The sequence below is a fragment of the Streptomyces sp. NPDC017676 genome, from assembly GCF_044329325.1.
GTDB lineage: Bacteria > Actinomycetota > Actinomycetes > Streptomycetales > Streptomycetaceae > Streptomyces.
Window position 1 is genome coordinate 233271 of record NZ_JBIRJA010000016.1, and the last position, 15881, is coordinate 249151.

Here is a 15881-nt window from a genome sequence, read left to right on the forward strand (position 1 = left end):
GGAGATCAACTCGGGCGTCTAGATTGCGTCTTGCACGGTGCAGTCCCCGTCAGGCGTCTTCGCCGGACACCCTCAGGCATCTCTTCAGGCACCCAGGAGCTGACCCACGTGACCGACAACCCGGCAGCCACCAACGACGTGGCCGTGTCGCTGCGCGCCCGTATCAACACCGGCCAGCCGCACACCGCCAGGATCTGGAACTACTGGCTCGGCGGCAAGGACAACTACGAGGTCGACCGGGCGGCCGGCGACCAGATCCGCCAACTGCACCCGGGCATCGGGGAGTACGCGCGCGCCGACCGGCTGTTCCTGGGCCGCGCGGTGCGCCATCTGGTCGGTGAGGTGGGCATCCGGCAGTTCCTGGACATCGGTACGGGGCTGCCCACCGCCGACAACACGCACGAGGTGGCGCAGCGGATCGCGCCGGAGTGCCGGATCGTGTACGTCGACAACGACCCGCTCGTCCTCGCGCACGCGCGTGCCCTGCTGACCAGCACACCGGAAGGCCGTACCGACTATCTGGACGAGGACCTGCGCAACGTCGACGCGATCCTGGAACACGCGGCGAAGACGCTGGACCTCAGTCAGCCGGTGGCGCTGATGCTGCTCGGCGTGGTCATCTTCATCGGCGACGACGAGGACCCGTACGGCCTGGTGCGGCAGTTGACGGACCGGCTGCCGGCGGGCAGCCACCTGGTGCTGTCGCACACCATCACCAGCCCGTCGATGCCGGACGTGGACGAGGCGGTGAAGTTCTGGAACGAGCACGGCACTCCGAAGCTGAAGCAGCGCACGCCCGAGGACGTGGCGCGGTTCTTCGACGGCCTGGAACTGCTGGAGCCGGGTGTGGTGTCCTGCTCGCGGTGGCGCCCGGAGGACGGCGACGGGGCCGAGCCGGCGGAGGTCGCCATGTTCGGCGGGGTGGCCCGCAAGAACTGAACCGCGCCCGGGGTTCACCGGCGCCGGTGAACGCCGTGGCCCCGGCCCCCGTATGGAGGAGCGGGCCCTCGACGATCCGGGGGCCTCGCGGTGCCGGTACGGGCAGCGCGCGTTCGGGTTCGGCTTCGGGAGCCATGCATGCGGCACGCACGACGACGGGTCGTCCGGCGAGTGACACGGCTGGCGGCGGTCGGCGGACTCCTCCTGGGGGGCACGATGGTCACCCAGGCGGCCATGGCGAGCGAGACACCGCCCGCCTCGGCCAGACCGCTCGTCGCCACGGGCGACACCGGCGCCGCGCTGGTGGCGCGGCTCGGCACGGCCCGTACGGCGGGCAACTGGATCGGCGCCGACGGGCGTACGGTCGTGGCCGTGACCGACGAGGCGACGGCCCGGGAGGTGCGGCGGGCCGGGGCGGAGCCGAAGGTCGTGTCGCACAGTATGAACGAGCTGAAGTCGGCGACGGCGACGCTGCGTTCGGCTCCGCGGGTGCCGGGCACGGCGTGGGCGGTGGACTACCGGACCAACCGGGTCGTGGTGCGGGCGGACCGCACGGTGTCCGCCGGGGACTGGTCGCGGCTGACCCGGGTCGCCACGGGGATCGGCAGCTTCGTGCACATGGAGCGTACGAAGGGCACGTTCACCACACGGCTGAACGGCGCCCAGCCGATCCTGTCGACGGGCGGTCGCTGCTCGGCCGGGTTCAACGTCACCGACGGGCGGTCCGACTTCATCCTCACCGCCGGCCACTGCGGGCCCGCCGGGGCCACCTGGTTCGCCGACAACCAGGGCGATCAGCAACTCGGCAGGACCGTGAACAGTTCCTTCCCGGGCAGTGACTTCTCGCTCGTGCGGTACGCCGGCGGCAAGGCCGGCGCGGGCGCCGACGTCGTCGCGATCGGCGGTGGCAAGGGGGTGCGGATCACGGGGGTCGCCGATCCGGCGGTGGGGCAGCGGGTGTTCCGCAGCGGCAGCACCAGCGGTCTGCGCGACGGCCAGGTCACGGCGCTGAACGCGACCGTCAACTACCCGGAGGGTACGGTGACCGGGCTCATCGAGACCACCGTGTGCGCCGAACCGGGCGACAGCGGCGGCCCGTTGTTCTCCGAGGGCATCGCGCTCGGCGTCACCTCGGGCGGGAACGGCGACTGCACGGTGGGCGGGACGACGTTCTTCCAGCCGGTGACCAAGGCGCTGACGGCTCTCGGGGTCCGGCTGATCGTGTCGGCGCAGAACGCGGGCGGCGCCCCGGGCGGCACCTCCTCCCCCGCGCCGTCGGCGTCCGCGCCGCAGGGCGCGATGGTGCCGAGCGCGGCCTCGCCGGGCTCCTCGGCGCCGGTCACGGGCGCGTCCGAGGGCAGCACTCTGCTGGCGCGGCTGACCGACACCCGGAATGTCGGGCCGGGGCTGCTGGTCATCGCGGGCAGTCTGATCGCGCTGGTGGCGACCCGGTACATCCGGGCCGAGCAGGACCGCAAGGCGTACCAGCGGTACTACTCGGCGACATGGGGCTGACGGGAGGCCGGGTTACGACGAGAAGGGCACCCGTGCGTTCACGGGTGCCCCTGACGGTTCGGCGCGGTGTCCGCGGGGTCGGTCAGGCCGCCCGGTGCGGCTGCGGGGCCGCGGCGGCCCACTCCATCACGAGGCGCTGGTACTCCGCACGCTGCTCGGTGGTCAGTGTCCCGCCCGACCGGCGCCACAGGGCCCGGATCTCCTCGTTGACCTCCGCGGCCGATCGCTCGGAGACGGCTTCAACAGTGGTGGACATGCTGTGAAGCATATGCCGATCGAGGTGAAGGCGCTGTGAGTAAGTAGCCGTGATACGGACATTCCGGACCGTGTTACTCATCACGTCAATGTGTCAACCGGAAGCGGGAATTCACCGCCCGCCCCTGCCGCTCCTCGACCCCGGCTCACTCCCCGGTCCGGCCCAGCACCAGCACCTGGATGGCCAGCACCGCCGCGCCGCGCGCCCAGTCGTGGAAGTCGGACACCTTCGTCTCCAGGTCCACCGGGGCGGCCAGCGGATGCCGGTGAGAGCGGATGGTGTCGCGGACCGTGTTCCCCGCCACATCCATCAGGCCGACACCCTCTCCGGCGAGCAGGATCTTCTGCGGCATCGCGAAGTTGGCGATCTGCGCGACGAGGGTGCCGAGGGCCCGGGCGGCCTCGTCGACGACCCGGAGGGCCATGGGCTCGCCGGCGGCGGCACCGGCGAGGATCTCCTCGTAGCCGACGTCCCGGCCGGTGGCCGCGCGCACCTGGTAGCGGATGCTGGGGACGGTGAGCAACGACACGGCGCTGCCCCGGGCGCCCTCGGGGGTGAGCGGGCCGTACGGATCGATGATCCAGTGCCGGCCGAAGCCGCGGTCCTCCTCCTCGTACGGCACCCGACGGCCGCCGAGCACCAGCCCGTAGCCGATGCCCGCGCCGATGGTCAGTACGGCGAAGCGGTCGAGCCCCCGGCCCGCGCCGAACCAGGTCTCGGCCTCCACCAGGGCCGCGACGTCGTTCTCCACGACGACCGGCAGCCCGGTGCGCTCCCGGACGAGCATGCCGAGCGGCACGTCCCGCCAGCCCAGGAAGCCCGATTCGCCCACCACTGTGCGTTCCCGCACCCGTCCGCCCACACCGATGCCCAGCCCCGCCGGGGAGGGGTGCCGTCCGGCCAGTTCGGTGGTCATCTCCGCCAGCAGGGCGGCGACGGCGTCCGGGTCGTGCGTGGTCAACGGCCGGTCCAGCCGGCCGGTGACCTCACTGCGCAGGGTGGTGACGACGCCGTAGACCCGGTCGGCGGTGATCTTGAATCCGAGGAAGGAGCGGGACTCGGCGACGATGTCGAGGGGCTGCGACGGCCGCCCCTGGCGGCTCTCGCCCGCCCCGCCCGTCTCGGCGGCCTCCACCAGCAGCCCGGACTCGATGAGCGGTTTGGTCAGCCGGGTCAGGCTGCCCTGGGAGAGGCGCAGCCGCCGCGCCAGCTCGGTGCGGGACAGCGGGCCGTGCACGAGCACCTCGATCGCCACGGAGCGCTCCGCGGGGCTCAGCGGCAACCAGCTGGTCATGGAAGCCAACCTCTCTGTTTTCTTCCCGTACAGAAGTAATGGGGCCAGCTTACGGTGCTGGATGAGGTTGCCAGGGTGAGGTTACGCAGCTCTTGACGGCTGAATTGTTCCGTGGCGAAAGTAATCCGTATGACTTTCTCCCTCGGCATCGTCGGCGCCGGACAGTTCTCCGGGCAGTTCGCCACCCTCTTCCAGGCCCATCCCGGCGTCCGTGACGTCCATGTCACCGACCTGCTGCCCGAGCGGGCCGAGCGGCTCGTCGCCGCTCAGGGGCTCGCGGGCACGTTCCCGTCGTACGAGGCGATGCTGGAGTCGCCGGCGGTCGACGCGGTCGCGGTCTTCACCCAGCGCTGGACCCACGGACCGCTGGTCCTCCAGGGACTGGCCGCGGGCAAGCACGTCTACTCGGCCGTCCCCATGGCGATCACCGTGGACGAGATGGCCGCGATCATCGACGCCGTCCGGGCCACCGGGCTGACGTACATGATGGGCGAGACCAGCCACTACCACCCGGCGACCGTGCACGCCCGCAACCAGATCGCGGCGGGCGCCTTCGGCCGGCTGTTCTACGCCGAGGGCGACTACGTCCACGACATGGACCTCGGGTTCTACGAGGCCTACCAGTACAGCGGCGGCGAGAACTGGAAGGCGACCGCCAGCTATCCCCCGCTGCTGTACCCGACGCACGCGGTGGGCGGGGTGCTCGGGGCCTGGGGGACGCACGCGGTGAGCGTGTCCGCGATCGGTGTGCGCGACGAGCGCGGCGACGGCGTCTTCGACCGTTCGGTCAGCCAGTTCGACAACGACGTGTCCAACGCGACCGCCCTGTTCGAGGTGGCGGGCGGCGGATCGTTCCGTACGAACGAGTTCCGGCGAGTCGGCTACCCCTCGCACATCCGCGAGTCCCGGTTCCGGTTCTTCGGTACGGAGGCCAGCATGGAACAGCTGGCGACGGTGGCGCTCTGGCAGGACAAGAAGGGGGTCGAGGACATCAGCGAGCTGCTGGAGCCGAAGCCGACCCTGGCCCCCGACGACCCGTCGCTGGCCCACATCGCGCCGGAACTCCGCGCGGCCTTCACCTCCGGCTCGGCGCCGGTGCACGACCGGTCACGGCTGCCCCGGGAGTTCGACCACCTGCACAACGGGCACGAGGGCAGCCACCACTTCCTGGTGGACGACTTCGTCACCGCCGTCACCACGCGGACGCTGCCACCGGTGAACGCGTGGGTGGCCGCCCGCTACACCCTGCCGGGCGTCATCGCGCACGAGTCGGCACGGCAGGGCGGTGTCCGGCTGGAGATCCCCGACTTCGGGGACGCGCCGGAGGAGTGACGGGTCCCGGCGGGCTCAGGTGCCGGGCTTGCGGCCGTAGACGAAGACGTCGTCACCGTTCTTCAGCAGTGACCAGTACTTCTTGGCGGTCGTGGTGGTCATGTTGACGCAGCCGTGCGAACCGGGCGGGTTCCACATGCTCAGGCCCACCGAGTGGAAGGCCTGGCCGCCGTCGAAGAACTGGCTGTAGGGCATCGGCACGTTGTAGATGGTGGAGACGTGGTCGATGTCCCGCCAGTAGATCTTCTTCAGGCCGGTGCGGGTCTCGTAGCCGTCGCGTCCTGTGCGCACCGGCACCGGGCCGTAGACGAGCCGGTTGCCGTCCTGGATCCAGCTGAGCTGGAGCGTGAGGTTCACGCAGGCGATGCGGCCCTTGTTCACCGGGCACTTGCCGTCCTTGTTGGGCTTGTTCCCGACGGCCTTCTGCTTGTTCATCAGGTCCATCACGCCCCAGGTGACGGGACCGGCGTAGCCGATGTCGGGCGTGATGCCGTGCTTGTTCTGGAAGGCCTGGATGGCCTTGCAGTCGGTGGCGGACTGCTTGCCGTCGACCGGCCGGCCCAGGAACTTCTCCACCTGCTTCTGGTACGGCCCCGTGCTCGTGGTGCAGCTCGCGGCCTGGGCCGGCGCTGCGGTGAGGGCGAGCGCCAGCGGCGCCACCAGTCCCGTGACGCCCAGCGCGACCGCACCTCTTCTGCCTATGACCCCCATGGCGGCCTCTTCCCCTTCCCCTTTTGCCCGTTCGGTTCGCCCGGGCCTCCCCGGTGCTCTCCTGCGCGATTCCCGCGATGTCGGACTACTAGACCCGGCCGGGCCGGAGATGGTTGTGGTTCCGGTCAGGCTGTGACGAAACGGTGAACTTCCGGCCGTACGGCACCTCTCGCGGTGAGCGGTGACCGTCTACGCTGCGCCGCATGCACCCCGCTCTCGCCGACGACCTCGCCCGGCTCCCCCAACTGCTCCAGGCCGCCCGTGATCTCGCCGCCCGGGAGGTGGCGGGGCTCGCCGGGCGGCCGGTCGCCGCGCCCGGGCCGGTACCCTCGCGGGACCCGCTCCCCGCCTCGGGCGCGGGCGGTGACGGCGCGCTCACCCGGTTCGCCGAACGGTGGGCGCCCGGCTTCTCCGGTTCCGCCGGTCCGCGCTACCTCGGCTTCGTCACCGGCGGCGCCACGCCCGCGGCCGTCGCCGGTGACTGGCTGACCTCCGCCCTCGACCAGAACCTGTCCGGCGCCGGCGGTTCCTGGGCACAGGAGCTGGAGCGGGAGACGGTGTCGTGGCTGCGCGAGCTGTTCGGGCTGGGCGGGGCGCACAGCGGGGCGTTCGTGACGGGCGCGACCATGTCGAACGCGGTCGGGCTCGCGATCGGCCGGGAGTGGGCCGGTGAGCGGCTGGGCGTGGACGTCTCCCGGGCGGGCACCGCCGCGCTGGGGCCGCTCGACGTGCTCTCCGGCAGCCCGCACTCCAGCATCGCGAAGGCGATGTCGGTGCTGGGCCTGGGCCGGGACCGGCTGCGGCCGGTGCCGCTGCTGCCCGGCAACCGGGAGGCCGTCGACGTGACCGCGCTGGAGACGGCGCTGGCCGGGGCCGGCGGCCGGCCGGTGCTGGTCGTCGCGAACGCGGGCACCGTGAACACCGTCGACTTCGACGATCTGCGGGCCGTCGCGGCACTGAAGGAGCGCTACGACTTCTGGCTGCACGTGGACGCGGCGTTCGGCGCCTTCGCCGCGCTCTCCCCGGAACACGCGGCGCTGGTCGACGGGCTCGACGCGGCCGACTCGGTCTGCGTGGACCTGCACAAGTGGCTGAACGTCCCCTATGACGCGGCCGTCCAGTTCACCCGGCGGCGCGATCTGCAGGTGGCGGTGTTCCACAACGCCTCGCCGTATCTCGGCCTGCCAGACGGCGATCCCGACTTCCTGCATCTGACCCCGGAGAACTCGCGCCGGCTGCGGGCCCTGCCGGCCTGGTTCTCGCTGGTGGCGTACGGGCGGGACGGGCACCGGGAGGTCGTGGAGCGGAACGTGGCGCTGGCCCGTCGGCTCGGCGCGGGCGTCGACGCGCTGCCGGGCCTCACCCTGCTGGCTCCGGTGCGCCTCAACGTCGTGTGCTTCACCCTGGCCACGGACCCGTCGCCGGAGCGGGTGGCGGCGCTGGCCCGGGCGGTCGCCGCGTCCGGGGAGGCGTATGTGACGCCGACGGTGTACGGCGGGGTGCCCGGGCTGCGCGCCGCGTTCAGCAACTGGCGGACCACCGAGGCGGACACGGACCGGGTGCTCGCGGTGCTGGCGGCGGCCTCGGACTGAGGGTCACGAGGTGTGCCGCACGGCCGCGCGGAAGCCGGTGTTGACGGCCGTGAGGCCGCCGTCGACGACGAGGGAGGTCCCGGTGATCCAGGCGGCGTCGCGCGAGGCGAGGAAGGCGACGGCGGCGGCGACGTCCTCCGGCTCGCCGACCCGGCCGAGCGGGTACAGGGGGCGGACGGCGTCGAGTTCGTCGTCGCGTCCTTCCCACGCCGAGGTGCGGACCGTGCCCGGCACGACCAGGTTGACCCGCACGCCCCGGGGCGCCGCGTGCCCGGCGAGGGTGCGGGTGAGCGAGCCGAGGCCGGCCTTCGCGGCGCTGTAACCGTGGTTGCCGAAGTCCTGCACGCCGTTGACGGAGCCGACGCTGACGATCGCCCCGCGTCCGGAGGCCGCGAGGTGCGGCAGGGCGGCGCGGCAGCAGCGGTAGGCGCCCGTGAGGGTGATGTCGAGGTCGCGCGCCCAGGCCTCGTCGGGGTCGTCCTCGAAGAGCGGGGCGTCCGACGTGCAGTGGGCGGCGCTGTTGACCAGCACGTCGAGCGAGCCGAACGCGGTGACGGCGTGGGCGACGGCCGCCTCGACGGCGGCGCCGTCGGCCACGTCACACGCGAACGCCTCGGCGGCGAGGCCCTGCCGGCGCAGGGCGGAGGCGGTCCGTTCCGCCTCCGGCAGGTCCCGGTCGGTGACCAGGACCCGGCCGCCCTCCTCGGCGATCCGCCGGGCGACGGCCGCGCCGATGCCGCGGGCGCCGCCCGTGACGAGAACTCCGTGTCCTGCGAAGCGAGTCGGATCAGTCATGGGCCGACGGTACGGCTCCCCGGGCGCGCTTTCACCGGTTCTGCGCCCGGTTTCACCGGTAGCCGGTGACGTCCGCCGGCTTGCCCGCGTCCTGCACCTCGACCAGGTACCGCCAGGCGTCCGGCCGGCTTCCGTCGAGGTCGGTGAAGCCGTACACCCGGGCGAGGCCGCCGCTGGACAGCGACCGGCCGTTGAACCGGGGCACGTCGGGATCGGCGGCCAGGGCGGCGACGGCCCGGCCGGTGAAGCGAGGGGTCTCGGAGATGGCGAAGTGGGGTTCGCGCGCCAGGGCGTCCCGCCAGTTCTCCTCGCGGACGCCGAACGCGTCGAGCATGATCTCGGAGCGCATCCAGCCCGGGGTGAGGGCGACGGCGGTGGCACCGCGCGGGCCGAGTTCGTGGCCGAGCGCGAAGGCCATGCGCAGGACGGAGGTCTTGGCGAGGTCGTAGAAGAGGTTCACCCGGTAGGTGTCGCGGTTGTACTCGGCGGTGCCGTCGGTGACCTCCACGACCAGTCCGCCGGGGTGTCGCAGCAGCAGCGGCAGGGCGTAGTGGCTGGTGACGGCGTGGGTCTCGACCGCGAGACGGAGCAGCCGGAGGCCGTTGTCGAGGTCGTGCTCCCACACGGGGGTGTCCCACTCGAAGAGGTTCTCACCGCCCCAGATGTCGTTGACGAGGACGTCGAGGCGCCCCCGCTCGTCCGCGACGCGGTCCACCAGTTCGCGTACGGCGGTCTTGTCGAGGTGGTCGGCGGCCACGGCGATGCCCTGTCCGCCTGCCGCGGTGACGAGGTCGGCGGTGTCCTCGACGGTCTCGGGGCGGTCGTACTCCGAGCGGTGGGCGCGGGTGCTGCGGCCGGTGACGTAGACGGTGGCGCCGGCCGCGCCGAGTTCGACGGCGATGCCCCGTCCGGCGCCCCGGGTCGCCCCGGCGACCAGCGCCACCTTGCCTTCCAGCGGTCCTGACATGTACGGCCTCCCGTGCGGTACGACTGCGGTACGACTGCTGTCGTCGTCCACTGTCGCCGGGAAGCCGGACATCTTCTGTCGGCTTTCACGCGGGCCGCGCGGTGTATCGCCGCGGGATCCGGTGGCCGGCGGGCTCATGGCCGCCGGATTCGGTGGTCACCGGGCTCGGTGGCCACCGGTTCAGTGGCGCGGGCTCGGTGGCCGTCGGCTCAGTGGCCGCGGGCGATCCATTCCTCCAGGTGGGGCGCCTCGTCGCCGATGGTGGTGCCGTCCCCGTGCCCGGTGAGGACCTTGGTCTCCGGCGGGAGGGTGAGGAGGCGGTTGCGGAGGGAGTCGATGATCGTCGGGAAGTGCGAGTAGGAACGCCCGGTGGCTCCGGGGCCGCCCTTGAAGAGGGTGTCGCCCGTGAACACGGTGCCGAGGCCCGGGTCGTACAGGCAGACGGCGCCGGGGGCGTGCCCCGGGGTGTGCAGGACGGTGAGGTCGGCGCCGGCGGCCTCGATGACCTGGCCGTCGAGGAGGTGCCGGTCGGGATCCCGGTGCGGGTGGGTCTGCTTCCACAGCGCCAGGTCGTCGGGGTGCAGCCAGATCGTCGCGCCGGTGAGCTCGGCGAGTTCCGGGGCCGCGTTGATGTGGTCGTTGTGGGCGTGCGTGCACACGATGGCGGTCAGCCGGCGGCCGTCGACGGCGCGGGCGATGGCCTCGGCGTCGTGGGCGGCGTCGATGACGATCACCTCGTGGTCGTCGCCGACGATCCACACGTTGTTCTCCACGTCCCAGGTGCCGCCGTCGAGGGTGAACTGGCCCGAGGTGACGAGGCGTTCGATGCGCGCGGCCATCACAGCACCACCACCGAACGCAGCACGTCACCGTGGTGCATCCGCTCGAACGCCTGCTCCACCTGGTCCAGTTGGATCGTCTCGGTGACGAACGCGTCGAGCGGCAGGCGGCCTTGCAGGTGGAGGTCGATCAGCATGGGGAAGTCCCGGCTGGGCAGGCAGTCGCCGTACCAGGAGGACTTGAGGGCGCCGCCGCGGCCGAAGACGTCCAGGAGGGGCAGTTCGAGCTTCATCTCGGGGGTGGGGACGCCGACGAGGACGACGGTGCCGGCGAGGTCACGGGCGTAGAACGCCTGCCGGTACGTCTCCGGGCGGCCGACGGCCTCGATGACGACGTCGGCGCCGAAGCCGCCGGTCAGCTCGCGGATCGCCTCGACCGGGTCGGTCTCCTTGGAGTTGACGGTGTGGGTGGCGCCCAGCGTGCGGGCCTTCTCCAGCTTGCGGTCGTCGATGTCCACCGCGATGATCTTCGCCGCGCCGGCCAGGTTGGACCCGGCGATCGCCGCGTCGCCGACACCGCCGCAGCCGATGACGGCGACCGAGTCGCCACGTCCCACGTTGCCGGTGTTGATCGCCGCGCCGATGCCGGCCATCACCCCGCAGCCGAGGAGGCCCGCGACCGCCGGGGAGACGGCCGGGTCGACCTTGGTGCACTGGCCGGCCGCGACGAGCGTCTTCTCGGCGAAGGCGCCGATCCCCAGGGCCGGGGACAGTTCCTGGCCGGTGGCGGCGAGGGTCATCTTCTGCCGTGCGTTGTGGGTGTTGAAGCAGTACCAGGGCCGGCCGCGCAGACAGGCGCGGCACTGCCCGCACACCGCACGCCAGTTCAGGACGACGAAGTCGCCGGGGGCGACGTCGGTGACACCCTCGCCGACCGACTCCACCACACCGGCCGCCTCGTGGCCGAGCAGGAAGGGGAAGTCGTCCGAGATGCCACCCTGCTTGTAGTGCAGATCGGTGTGACAGACGCCGCAGGCCTGGACGCGTACGACGGCCTCGCCGGGCCCCGGGTCCGGCACCACGATCGTCTCGACCCGTACGGCCTCGTCCTTGCCCGGTGCGATCACGCCGCGGACTTCCTGCGCCATGGTCTGGTTCCTTCCTTCGTTTGCCTTCACCGCCGACATTACGCGCGACCGATCGGTAGCGGGGCGGACCACGAGGTGGTTCGTGGATCTTTCCGGACGCGGCGGATTCGGGCAGCGGTGAGGGCCGCCCCGACGGGACGGCCCTCGTGCCGGGGGGGCGGGATCAGTGGACGGCGCCGACCAGACCGAGCACCGGCGCGGCGGGCGCGAGGACCTGCTCCACCTGGTTGAGCCGGTTCAGCTCCTTCAGGTGCTTCAGCTCCTGCAACTGCTCTGTGGGCCGCGGCACCCGGCCCCGCTGCTCCGCCGGGAGGTCACTGACGGCGAGCGAGTCCAGCGTGCTCAGCGCGCCGAGCTTCCCGACGAGCGGTGCGCCGGTGCCGGCCGCGTTCGCCTGGGGTACGGCGAGGCCGGCGATCCCGGCGGCCAGACCGACGGCGGCGGCGATACGTCGTGTTGAGATCATGCCTTCAGCAACGGCGACGGACCCCGGGCGGACACGGGCGGTGGGCCGCGCTCACCCGGGAGGTGGAGCGCGCGGCCGGGCTTGCCGGGGCCGCCGGGGCGGAGGAGTCTCGGAGGTGGGCCCGTGCGGCCCGCTCCTGGCCGGACCGCACGGGCACCTGGACCATACGGGCACCTGAAGGAGGTCACCATGGGTACCGCGGCGGGGTCCGCCTTCGACACCGACACACTGCGCCGGGCCATCGAGGGCAACACCGGCAACAACCTGCTGTCGCTCTACGCGGACGACGCGGAGATCCGCATCGTCGACCGCAACAACCAGCCCAGCCATCCCACGGTCCTGCACGGTCGCAGCCAGATCGCCGAACTGCTGGACGACGTCTACAGCCGCGACATGACGCACAGGCTGGACCGGTGCGTCGTCCAGGGCGACCAGGCGGCCTACAGCGAGTCCTGCGAGTACGGGGACGGCACCCGGGTCCTCGCCGAGTCGATGGTCACCCTGCGGGACGGCAAGATCACCGACCAGCTGATCATCCAGGCCTGGGACGAGTAGGCCCCGGCCGGGTACGGCGGGAGCGGAAGGAGGCCGAGCGGGGTCCGCAGGTCGTACGCACCCTCGGTTACGCTGTACGCGGGCCGTGACTGGCGCTGAGGTGGAGCACCACCGGGGAGCGGTCCGCGTCGGTTGCCGCGCGCCTGGGCGAGGAGAGTCGATCCAGCTCAGGAGTGTGCAGCATGACCCAGGCCCGTCTGATGGACGGCACCGCGCCCGCCCGCCGCATCGTCGAGGACACCGCGAAGAAGGCCGCCGCTCTCACCGAGCGCACCGGTACCGCGCCGTGTCTGGCGACCGTGCTGGTCGGCGAGGACCCGGCGTCCGTGACGTACGTCCGGATGAAGCAGAACCGCAGCCGCAAGGCCGGCATCGAGTCCCGGCACGTCGCCCTGCCCGCGACCACCACGACCGACGAACTCGTCGGCACCCTGCGGGAGTTGTCCGCCGACCCGGGTGTGCACGGCATTCTGCTCCAGCACCCGGTGGGCGACCACATCGACGAGCGGGCCGCGTTCGAGGCGATCGCGCCGGAGAAGGACGTCGACGGTGTCACCTTCGCGTCGTTCGCCGCGATGAGCTTCGGGCTGCCGGGCTTCGTCTCCGCCACGCCGGGCGGCATCCTGCGGCTGCTCGACGAGTACGGCATCGACCCGGCCGGGAAGCGGGCCGTGGTGGTCGGCCGCAGCGCGATCCTCGGCAAGCCGGTGGGCATGCTGCTGCTCGCCCGGGACGCGACCGTGACCTACTGCCACTCGCGCACCCGTGAGCTCTCGGCCGTGGTCCGCGAGGCCGACATCGTCGTGGCCGCGGTAGGCCGGCCGCGACTGATCCGCGGGCAGGACATCAAGCCGGGCGCGGTCGTCATCGACGCCGGCTACAACCCGGGGAACGTCGGCGACGTCGACTTCGACTCGGCCGTGGAGCGGGCGTCGCTGATCACCCCGGTACCGGGCGGCGTCGGCCCGATGACGATCGCCACGCTCCTGGACCAAACGGTGACGGCCGCCGCCCGGCAGCTGGGGGTATAGGGGGCCGCGGGGGGGGGCTCAGCGGTGGCCGACGGGGCAGTGCCGGGCGAGGCGGACCGCCGGCCGGCGTCGCCGAGCAGCGCCGGGCGGCGGGTCAGCACCGTACGGCACGGATCACTGGCAGCGCATCGCCGACCAGCGCCGGGCGGCCGGGCAGCACCGCGCGGACCGGGGCACCGTCCGGCCGCGCCGAACGCCCTGGGACGCGGGTCCGCGCCACACCGCTCACGGCACCACCAGACATCGCCGACCAGCGCCGGGCCGGCAGCGCCACACCCGGGCCGGGGCACCGCCAGGCGTCGCCGAGCAACCCCGGGCGGCTGAGCGCCGGTCGGCGTCGTCGGACGCGCCATGCCTCGACGGTCAGCGCATCCAGGCGCTGTAGTCCATGACGTCCCCCGCCTCGACGCCGTACTCGGGGGCGTCCCGGGTGAAGGTGGTCTCCAGGCCGAGGACGGTGCCGGTGCGCGGGTCGAGGATCAGCATCCGCCGGCTGCCCCCGCCCTCGTACACGTACGCCTGCCCGGGGCGGCCGAGGCGGTCGGTCACCTGTCCCACGGCCCGCAGCCCCTTGGCATCCGCGAGCACGTTGACGAGTGCCGCGGACTCGCGGGCGCCCAGCGTCCAGTGGTCCAGCAGCTCCCCGACGGCGTCGAGGAGCTGGGGGGTGCCCAGGGAGCCCGTACGGACGGTCTCGGCGAGGTAGGCGCGCAGGGCGGCCGGGGTGTGCGGCGGCGGTGCCTCGGGCGGGGCGTCACTCCAGCTCGGCGGGTAGGTGGCCCGGCTGAGGACGTGGCCGTCGGCCACCACACGGGCGTCTCCGCCCTCGTCGGTGAGGACCGGGCGTCCCGGCCGGCGCGGGTCCGTCGCCACGACCAGCTCGGTGTGGCTGTCGTCCGCGCGCCAGCGCACCACCCGCTCCTCGGGCAGGGTGACGGGGGGTTTGCCGTCCGCCATGCTCAGGCTCCACGACTGCACGTGCGTGCCCTTGCGCAGGCGCGGCGAGCCGTCGGCGGCGGCGGTCGCTGCCAGTTCGGCCAGCCGCGTCAGCGGGACGGGGGTGGAGTCGGCGCGCACGGTCAGCGGCCGGGGCGCGGCGAGGGCGGGCTGGGTGTTCGGCCCGCCGACCAGCGCGGCGAGCGCGGTCGCCAGGACGACGCCCGTGGCGGCGAGGCCCCACAGCAGGCGGGCGCGGGGGACGCGGCGCGTCGGGAGGGGTTGACGCAGCAGCCGATCGAGCCGCGACTCGGCGCGCTGGTCCAGGGGCCCGTCACCGAAGTACGGCCCGTCGTCCGGTACGGGGTTGGCGCGCCGGAGAAGTTCGAGTTCGTCAGGCATGTCGGGGGTCCTTGCGCAGGCATGCGTCGGTGGTGGGCGCGGGGCTGGAGGGTCGCCGGTCGGGGCGGGCATCACCGTCGGGCGTCGGTCCCCCCGGGGACACCTCGGGCAGTGCTCCGAGCGTCGGCCCCTCAGCGGACACCTTGGGCAGCGCCCCGAGCGTCGGCCCTTCAGCGGTCAGCTTGGGCAGCGCCCCGAGCCTCGGTCCCCCAGCGGTCACCTCGGGCAGCGCCCCCAGCGACAGTCCCCCAGTGGACACCTCGGGCGGCGCCTCCGGCGACGGTTCGCCGGGGCGCGGCTCGGGCGGCGCTTCCGGCGACGGTGTCGGAGGGCTCAGACGCGGCCCGGGCGGCGGTGTGTGTGCCGGTGGTGCCGCGGGGCACAGGCGGTCGATCTCCGTGCGCAGGCGGCGGCGGGCGCGGTGCAGGCGCATGGCTGCCGCGCGGCGACCGCAGCCGAGGGCGACCGCGATCTCCTCGGCGTCGAGTTCCTCCCAGGCGGCGAGGCGCAGGATCTCCTGGTCGGCCGGGGAGAGCCGGTCCAGGGCCTCGTGCACCCAGGCGCCGGGGGCCTCCGCGTCGGGGCCTGCCGCGATGTGCCGGCCGTGCGCGGTCTCGTCGTTGCCCAGCCGGTCCACCAGCCGGCGCCGACGCCCGTAGCCGCGTACCGCGTTGGCCAGGCAGTTCCGGGCCACCCCGTACAGCCAGGGCAGCGGCGCGGCCGGCAGGTCGGCCCTGCGCCGCCAGGCGACCGTGAACACCTCCTCCACCACTTCCTCCACCTCGTCGGTCCGCCCCTGCAGTCGCCTGGCGACATAACGGCTGACCGCCCAGTAGTGCTCGCGATAGGCAGCGGCGAAGATCTCGTCGTTGCTCATGCTCGGTTCGTGTCCGGCACCCCCCGGATCGTCACACCCTTCTTCCGTGATGTTCCTCGCGTCCCCCGAGTGTGACCCGCGGGCCGGGCGCGGACACAGGCGGGGCGTGAAGAGGATCCGAGACACCAGAGCCGTGCAGTGGCTCACCAGCACCGATCACAAGACGATCGGCACGCTGTATCTGGTCACAGCGTTCGCGTTCTTCCTGATCGGTGGCGTGATGGCGCTGCTCATGCGCGCCGAGCTGGCCCGGCCGGGCCTGCAGATCATGTCGAACGAGCAGTTC

15 protein-coding genes, 2 pseudogenes and 1 riboswitch are annotated in these 15881 nt (G+C 72.8%); of the genes and pseudogenes, 7 read left to right on the forward strand and 10 right to left on the reverse strand.

Features of this window, described 5'->3' with window-relative positions; genetic code table 11:
- The first annotated feature begins 108 nt into the window (after positions 1 to 108).
- Both ACH4LD_RS31565 and ACH4LD_RS31570 read left to right on the forward strand, forming a co-directional pair.
- On the forward strand, positions 109 to 939 hold the full coding sequence (locus ACH4LD_RS31565) for an SAM-dependent methyltransferase (RefSeq protein ID WP_398057384.1): 831 nt from the start codon (positions 109 to 111) through the stop codon (positions 937 to 939).
- A 138-nt stretch (positions 940 to 1077) separates the two neighbouring features.
- Positions 1078 to 2454: a S1 family peptidase gene (locus ACH4LD_RS31570; RefSeq protein WP_398057383.1), complete on the forward strand. Its 1377-nt coding sequence runs from the start codon at positions 1078 to 1080 to the stop codon at positions 2452 to 2454.
- Between the two features lie 82 nt (positions 2455 to 2536).
- On the opposite strand, the gene ACH4LD_RS31575 is transcribed toward ACH4LD_RS31570, so the two are convergent.
- Positions 2537 to 2722, reverse strand: coding sequence for a hypothetical protein (locus ACH4LD_RS31575; protein ID WP_030640852.1), 186 nt, complete (start codon positions 2720 to 2722; stop codon positions 2537 to 2539).
- A 133-nt stretch (positions 2723 to 2855) separates the two neighbouring features.
- A complete protein-coding gene (locus ACH4LD_RS31580) occupies positions 2856 to 4004 on the reverse strand; it encodes an ROK family protein (protein ID WP_398057382.1) in 1149 nt (382 codons plus the stop codon).
- Positions 4005 to 4133: 129 nt separating this feature from the next.
- Here ACH4LD_RS31580 and ACH4LD_RS31585 point away from each other — a divergent pair, with 129 nt between their 5' ends.
- A complete protein-coding gene (locus tag ACH4LD_RS31585) occupies positions 4134 to 5336 on the forward strand; it encodes a Gfo/Idh/MocA family protein (RefSeq protein WP_398057381.1) in 1203 nt (400 codons plus the stop codon).
- Between the two features lie 15 nt (positions 5337 to 5351).
- Here ACH4LD_RS31585 and ACH4LD_RS31590 read toward each other — a convergent pair whose 3' ends face one another.
- The gene (locus ACH4LD_RS31590; protein ID WP_398057380.1) at positions 5352 to 6047 is read right to left on the reverse strand and encodes a L,D-transpeptidase family protein; all 696 of its coding nucleotides are present in this window, start codon (positions 6045 to 6047) and stop codon (positions 5352 to 5354) included.
- Positions 6048 to 6250: 203 nt separating this feature from the next.
- Between ACH4LD_RS31590 and ACH4LD_RS31595 the strand changes: the two genes are divergently transcribed.
- A complete protein-coding gene (locus tag ACH4LD_RS31595; protein WP_398057379.1) occupies positions 6251 to 7639 on the forward strand; it encodes a pyridoxal phosphate-dependent decarboxylase family protein in 1389 nt (462 codons plus the stop codon).
- A 3-nt stretch (positions 7640 to 7642) separates the two neighbouring features.
- Here ACH4LD_RS31595 and ACH4LD_RS31600 read toward each other — a convergent pair whose 3' ends face one another.
- The 5 genes from ACH4LD_RS31600 to ACH4LD_RS31620 form a co-directional block, all read right to left on the reverse strand.
- Positions 7643 to 8434, reverse strand: coding sequence for an SDR family NAD(P)-dependent oxidoreductase (locus ACH4LD_RS31600; RefSeq protein WP_398057378.1), 792 nt, complete (start codon positions 8432 to 8434; stop codon positions 7643 to 7645).
- A 52-nt stretch (positions 8435 to 8486) separates the two neighbouring features.
- Complete coding sequence (locus ACH4LD_RS31605) at positions 8487 to 9401, reverse strand: SDR family oxidoreductase (RefSeq protein ID WP_398057377.1); 915 nt, start codon at positions 9399 to 9401, stop codon at positions 8487 to 8489.
- Positions 9402 to 9610: 209 nt separating this feature from the next.
- Positions 9611 to 10240, reverse strand: coding sequence for an MBL fold metallo-hydrolase (locus ACH4LD_RS31610; protein WP_132785725.1), 630 nt, complete (start codon positions 10238 to 10240; stop codon positions 9611 to 9613).
- Positions 10240 to 11328: an S-(hydroxymethyl)mycothiol dehydrogenase gene (locus ACH4LD_RS31615; RefSeq protein ID WP_132785724.1), complete on the reverse strand. Its 1089-nt coding sequence runs from the start codon at positions 11326 to 11328 to the stop codon at positions 10240 to 10242. Before ACH4LD_RS31615 ends, ACH4LD_RS31610 begins: the two co-directional genes overlap by 1 nt.
- Before the next feature lie 163 nt (positions 11329 to 11491).
- On the reverse strand, positions 11492 to 11794 hold the full coding sequence (locus ACH4LD_RS31620; protein WP_398057376.1) for a hypothetical protein: 303 nt from the start codon (positions 11792 to 11794) through the stop codon (positions 11492 to 11494).
- Between the two features lie 189 nt (positions 11795 to 11983).
- On the opposite strand from ACH4LD_RS31620, the gene ACH4LD_RS31625 reads away from it, so the two are divergent.
- Together ACH4LD_RS31625 and ACH4LD_RS31630 are read left to right on the forward strand one after the other, a co-directional pair.
- Positions 11984 to 12349, forward strand: a complete 366-nt coding sequence (locus tag ACH4LD_RS31625) for a nuclear transport factor 2 family protein (protein WP_132785722.1) — start codon at positions 11984 to 11986, stop codon at positions 12347 to 12349.
- Positions 12350 to 12424: 75 nt separating this feature from the next.
- Positions 12425 to 12505: riboswitch (ZMP/ZTP riboswitch) on the forward strand.
- A gap of 26 nt (positions 12506 to 12531) precedes the next feature.
- A complete protein-coding gene (locus tag ACH4LD_RS31630) occupies positions 12532 to 13380 on the forward strand; it encodes a bifunctional 5,10-methylenetetrahydrofolate dehydrogenase/5,10-methenyltetrahydrofolate cyclohydrolase (RefSeq protein WP_398057375.1) in 849 nt (282 codons plus the stop codon).
- 363 nt (positions 13381 to 13743) lie between these two features.
- Here the strand turns inward: ACH4LD_RS31630 and ACH4LD_RS31635 are convergent, their stop codons facing one another.
- The gene (locus ACH4LD_RS31635; RefSeq protein WP_398057374.1) at positions 13744 to 14718 is read right to left on the reverse strand and encodes a CU044_5270 family protein; all 975 of its coding nucleotides are present in this window, start codon (positions 14716 to 14718) and stop codon (positions 13744 to 13746) included.
- Between the two features lie 373 nt (positions 14719 to 15091).
- Positions 15092 to 15595: pseudogene (locus ACH4LD_RS31640) on the reverse strand (RNA polymerase sigma factor); the annotation flags it as partial.
- A 106-nt stretch (positions 15596 to 15701) separates the two neighbouring features.
- Between ACH4LD_RS31640 and ACH4LD_RS31645 the strand changes: the two are divergent.
- Positions 15702 to 15881: pseudogene (locus tag ACH4LD_RS31645) on the forward strand (cytochrome ubiquinol oxidase subunit I); the annotation flags it as partial.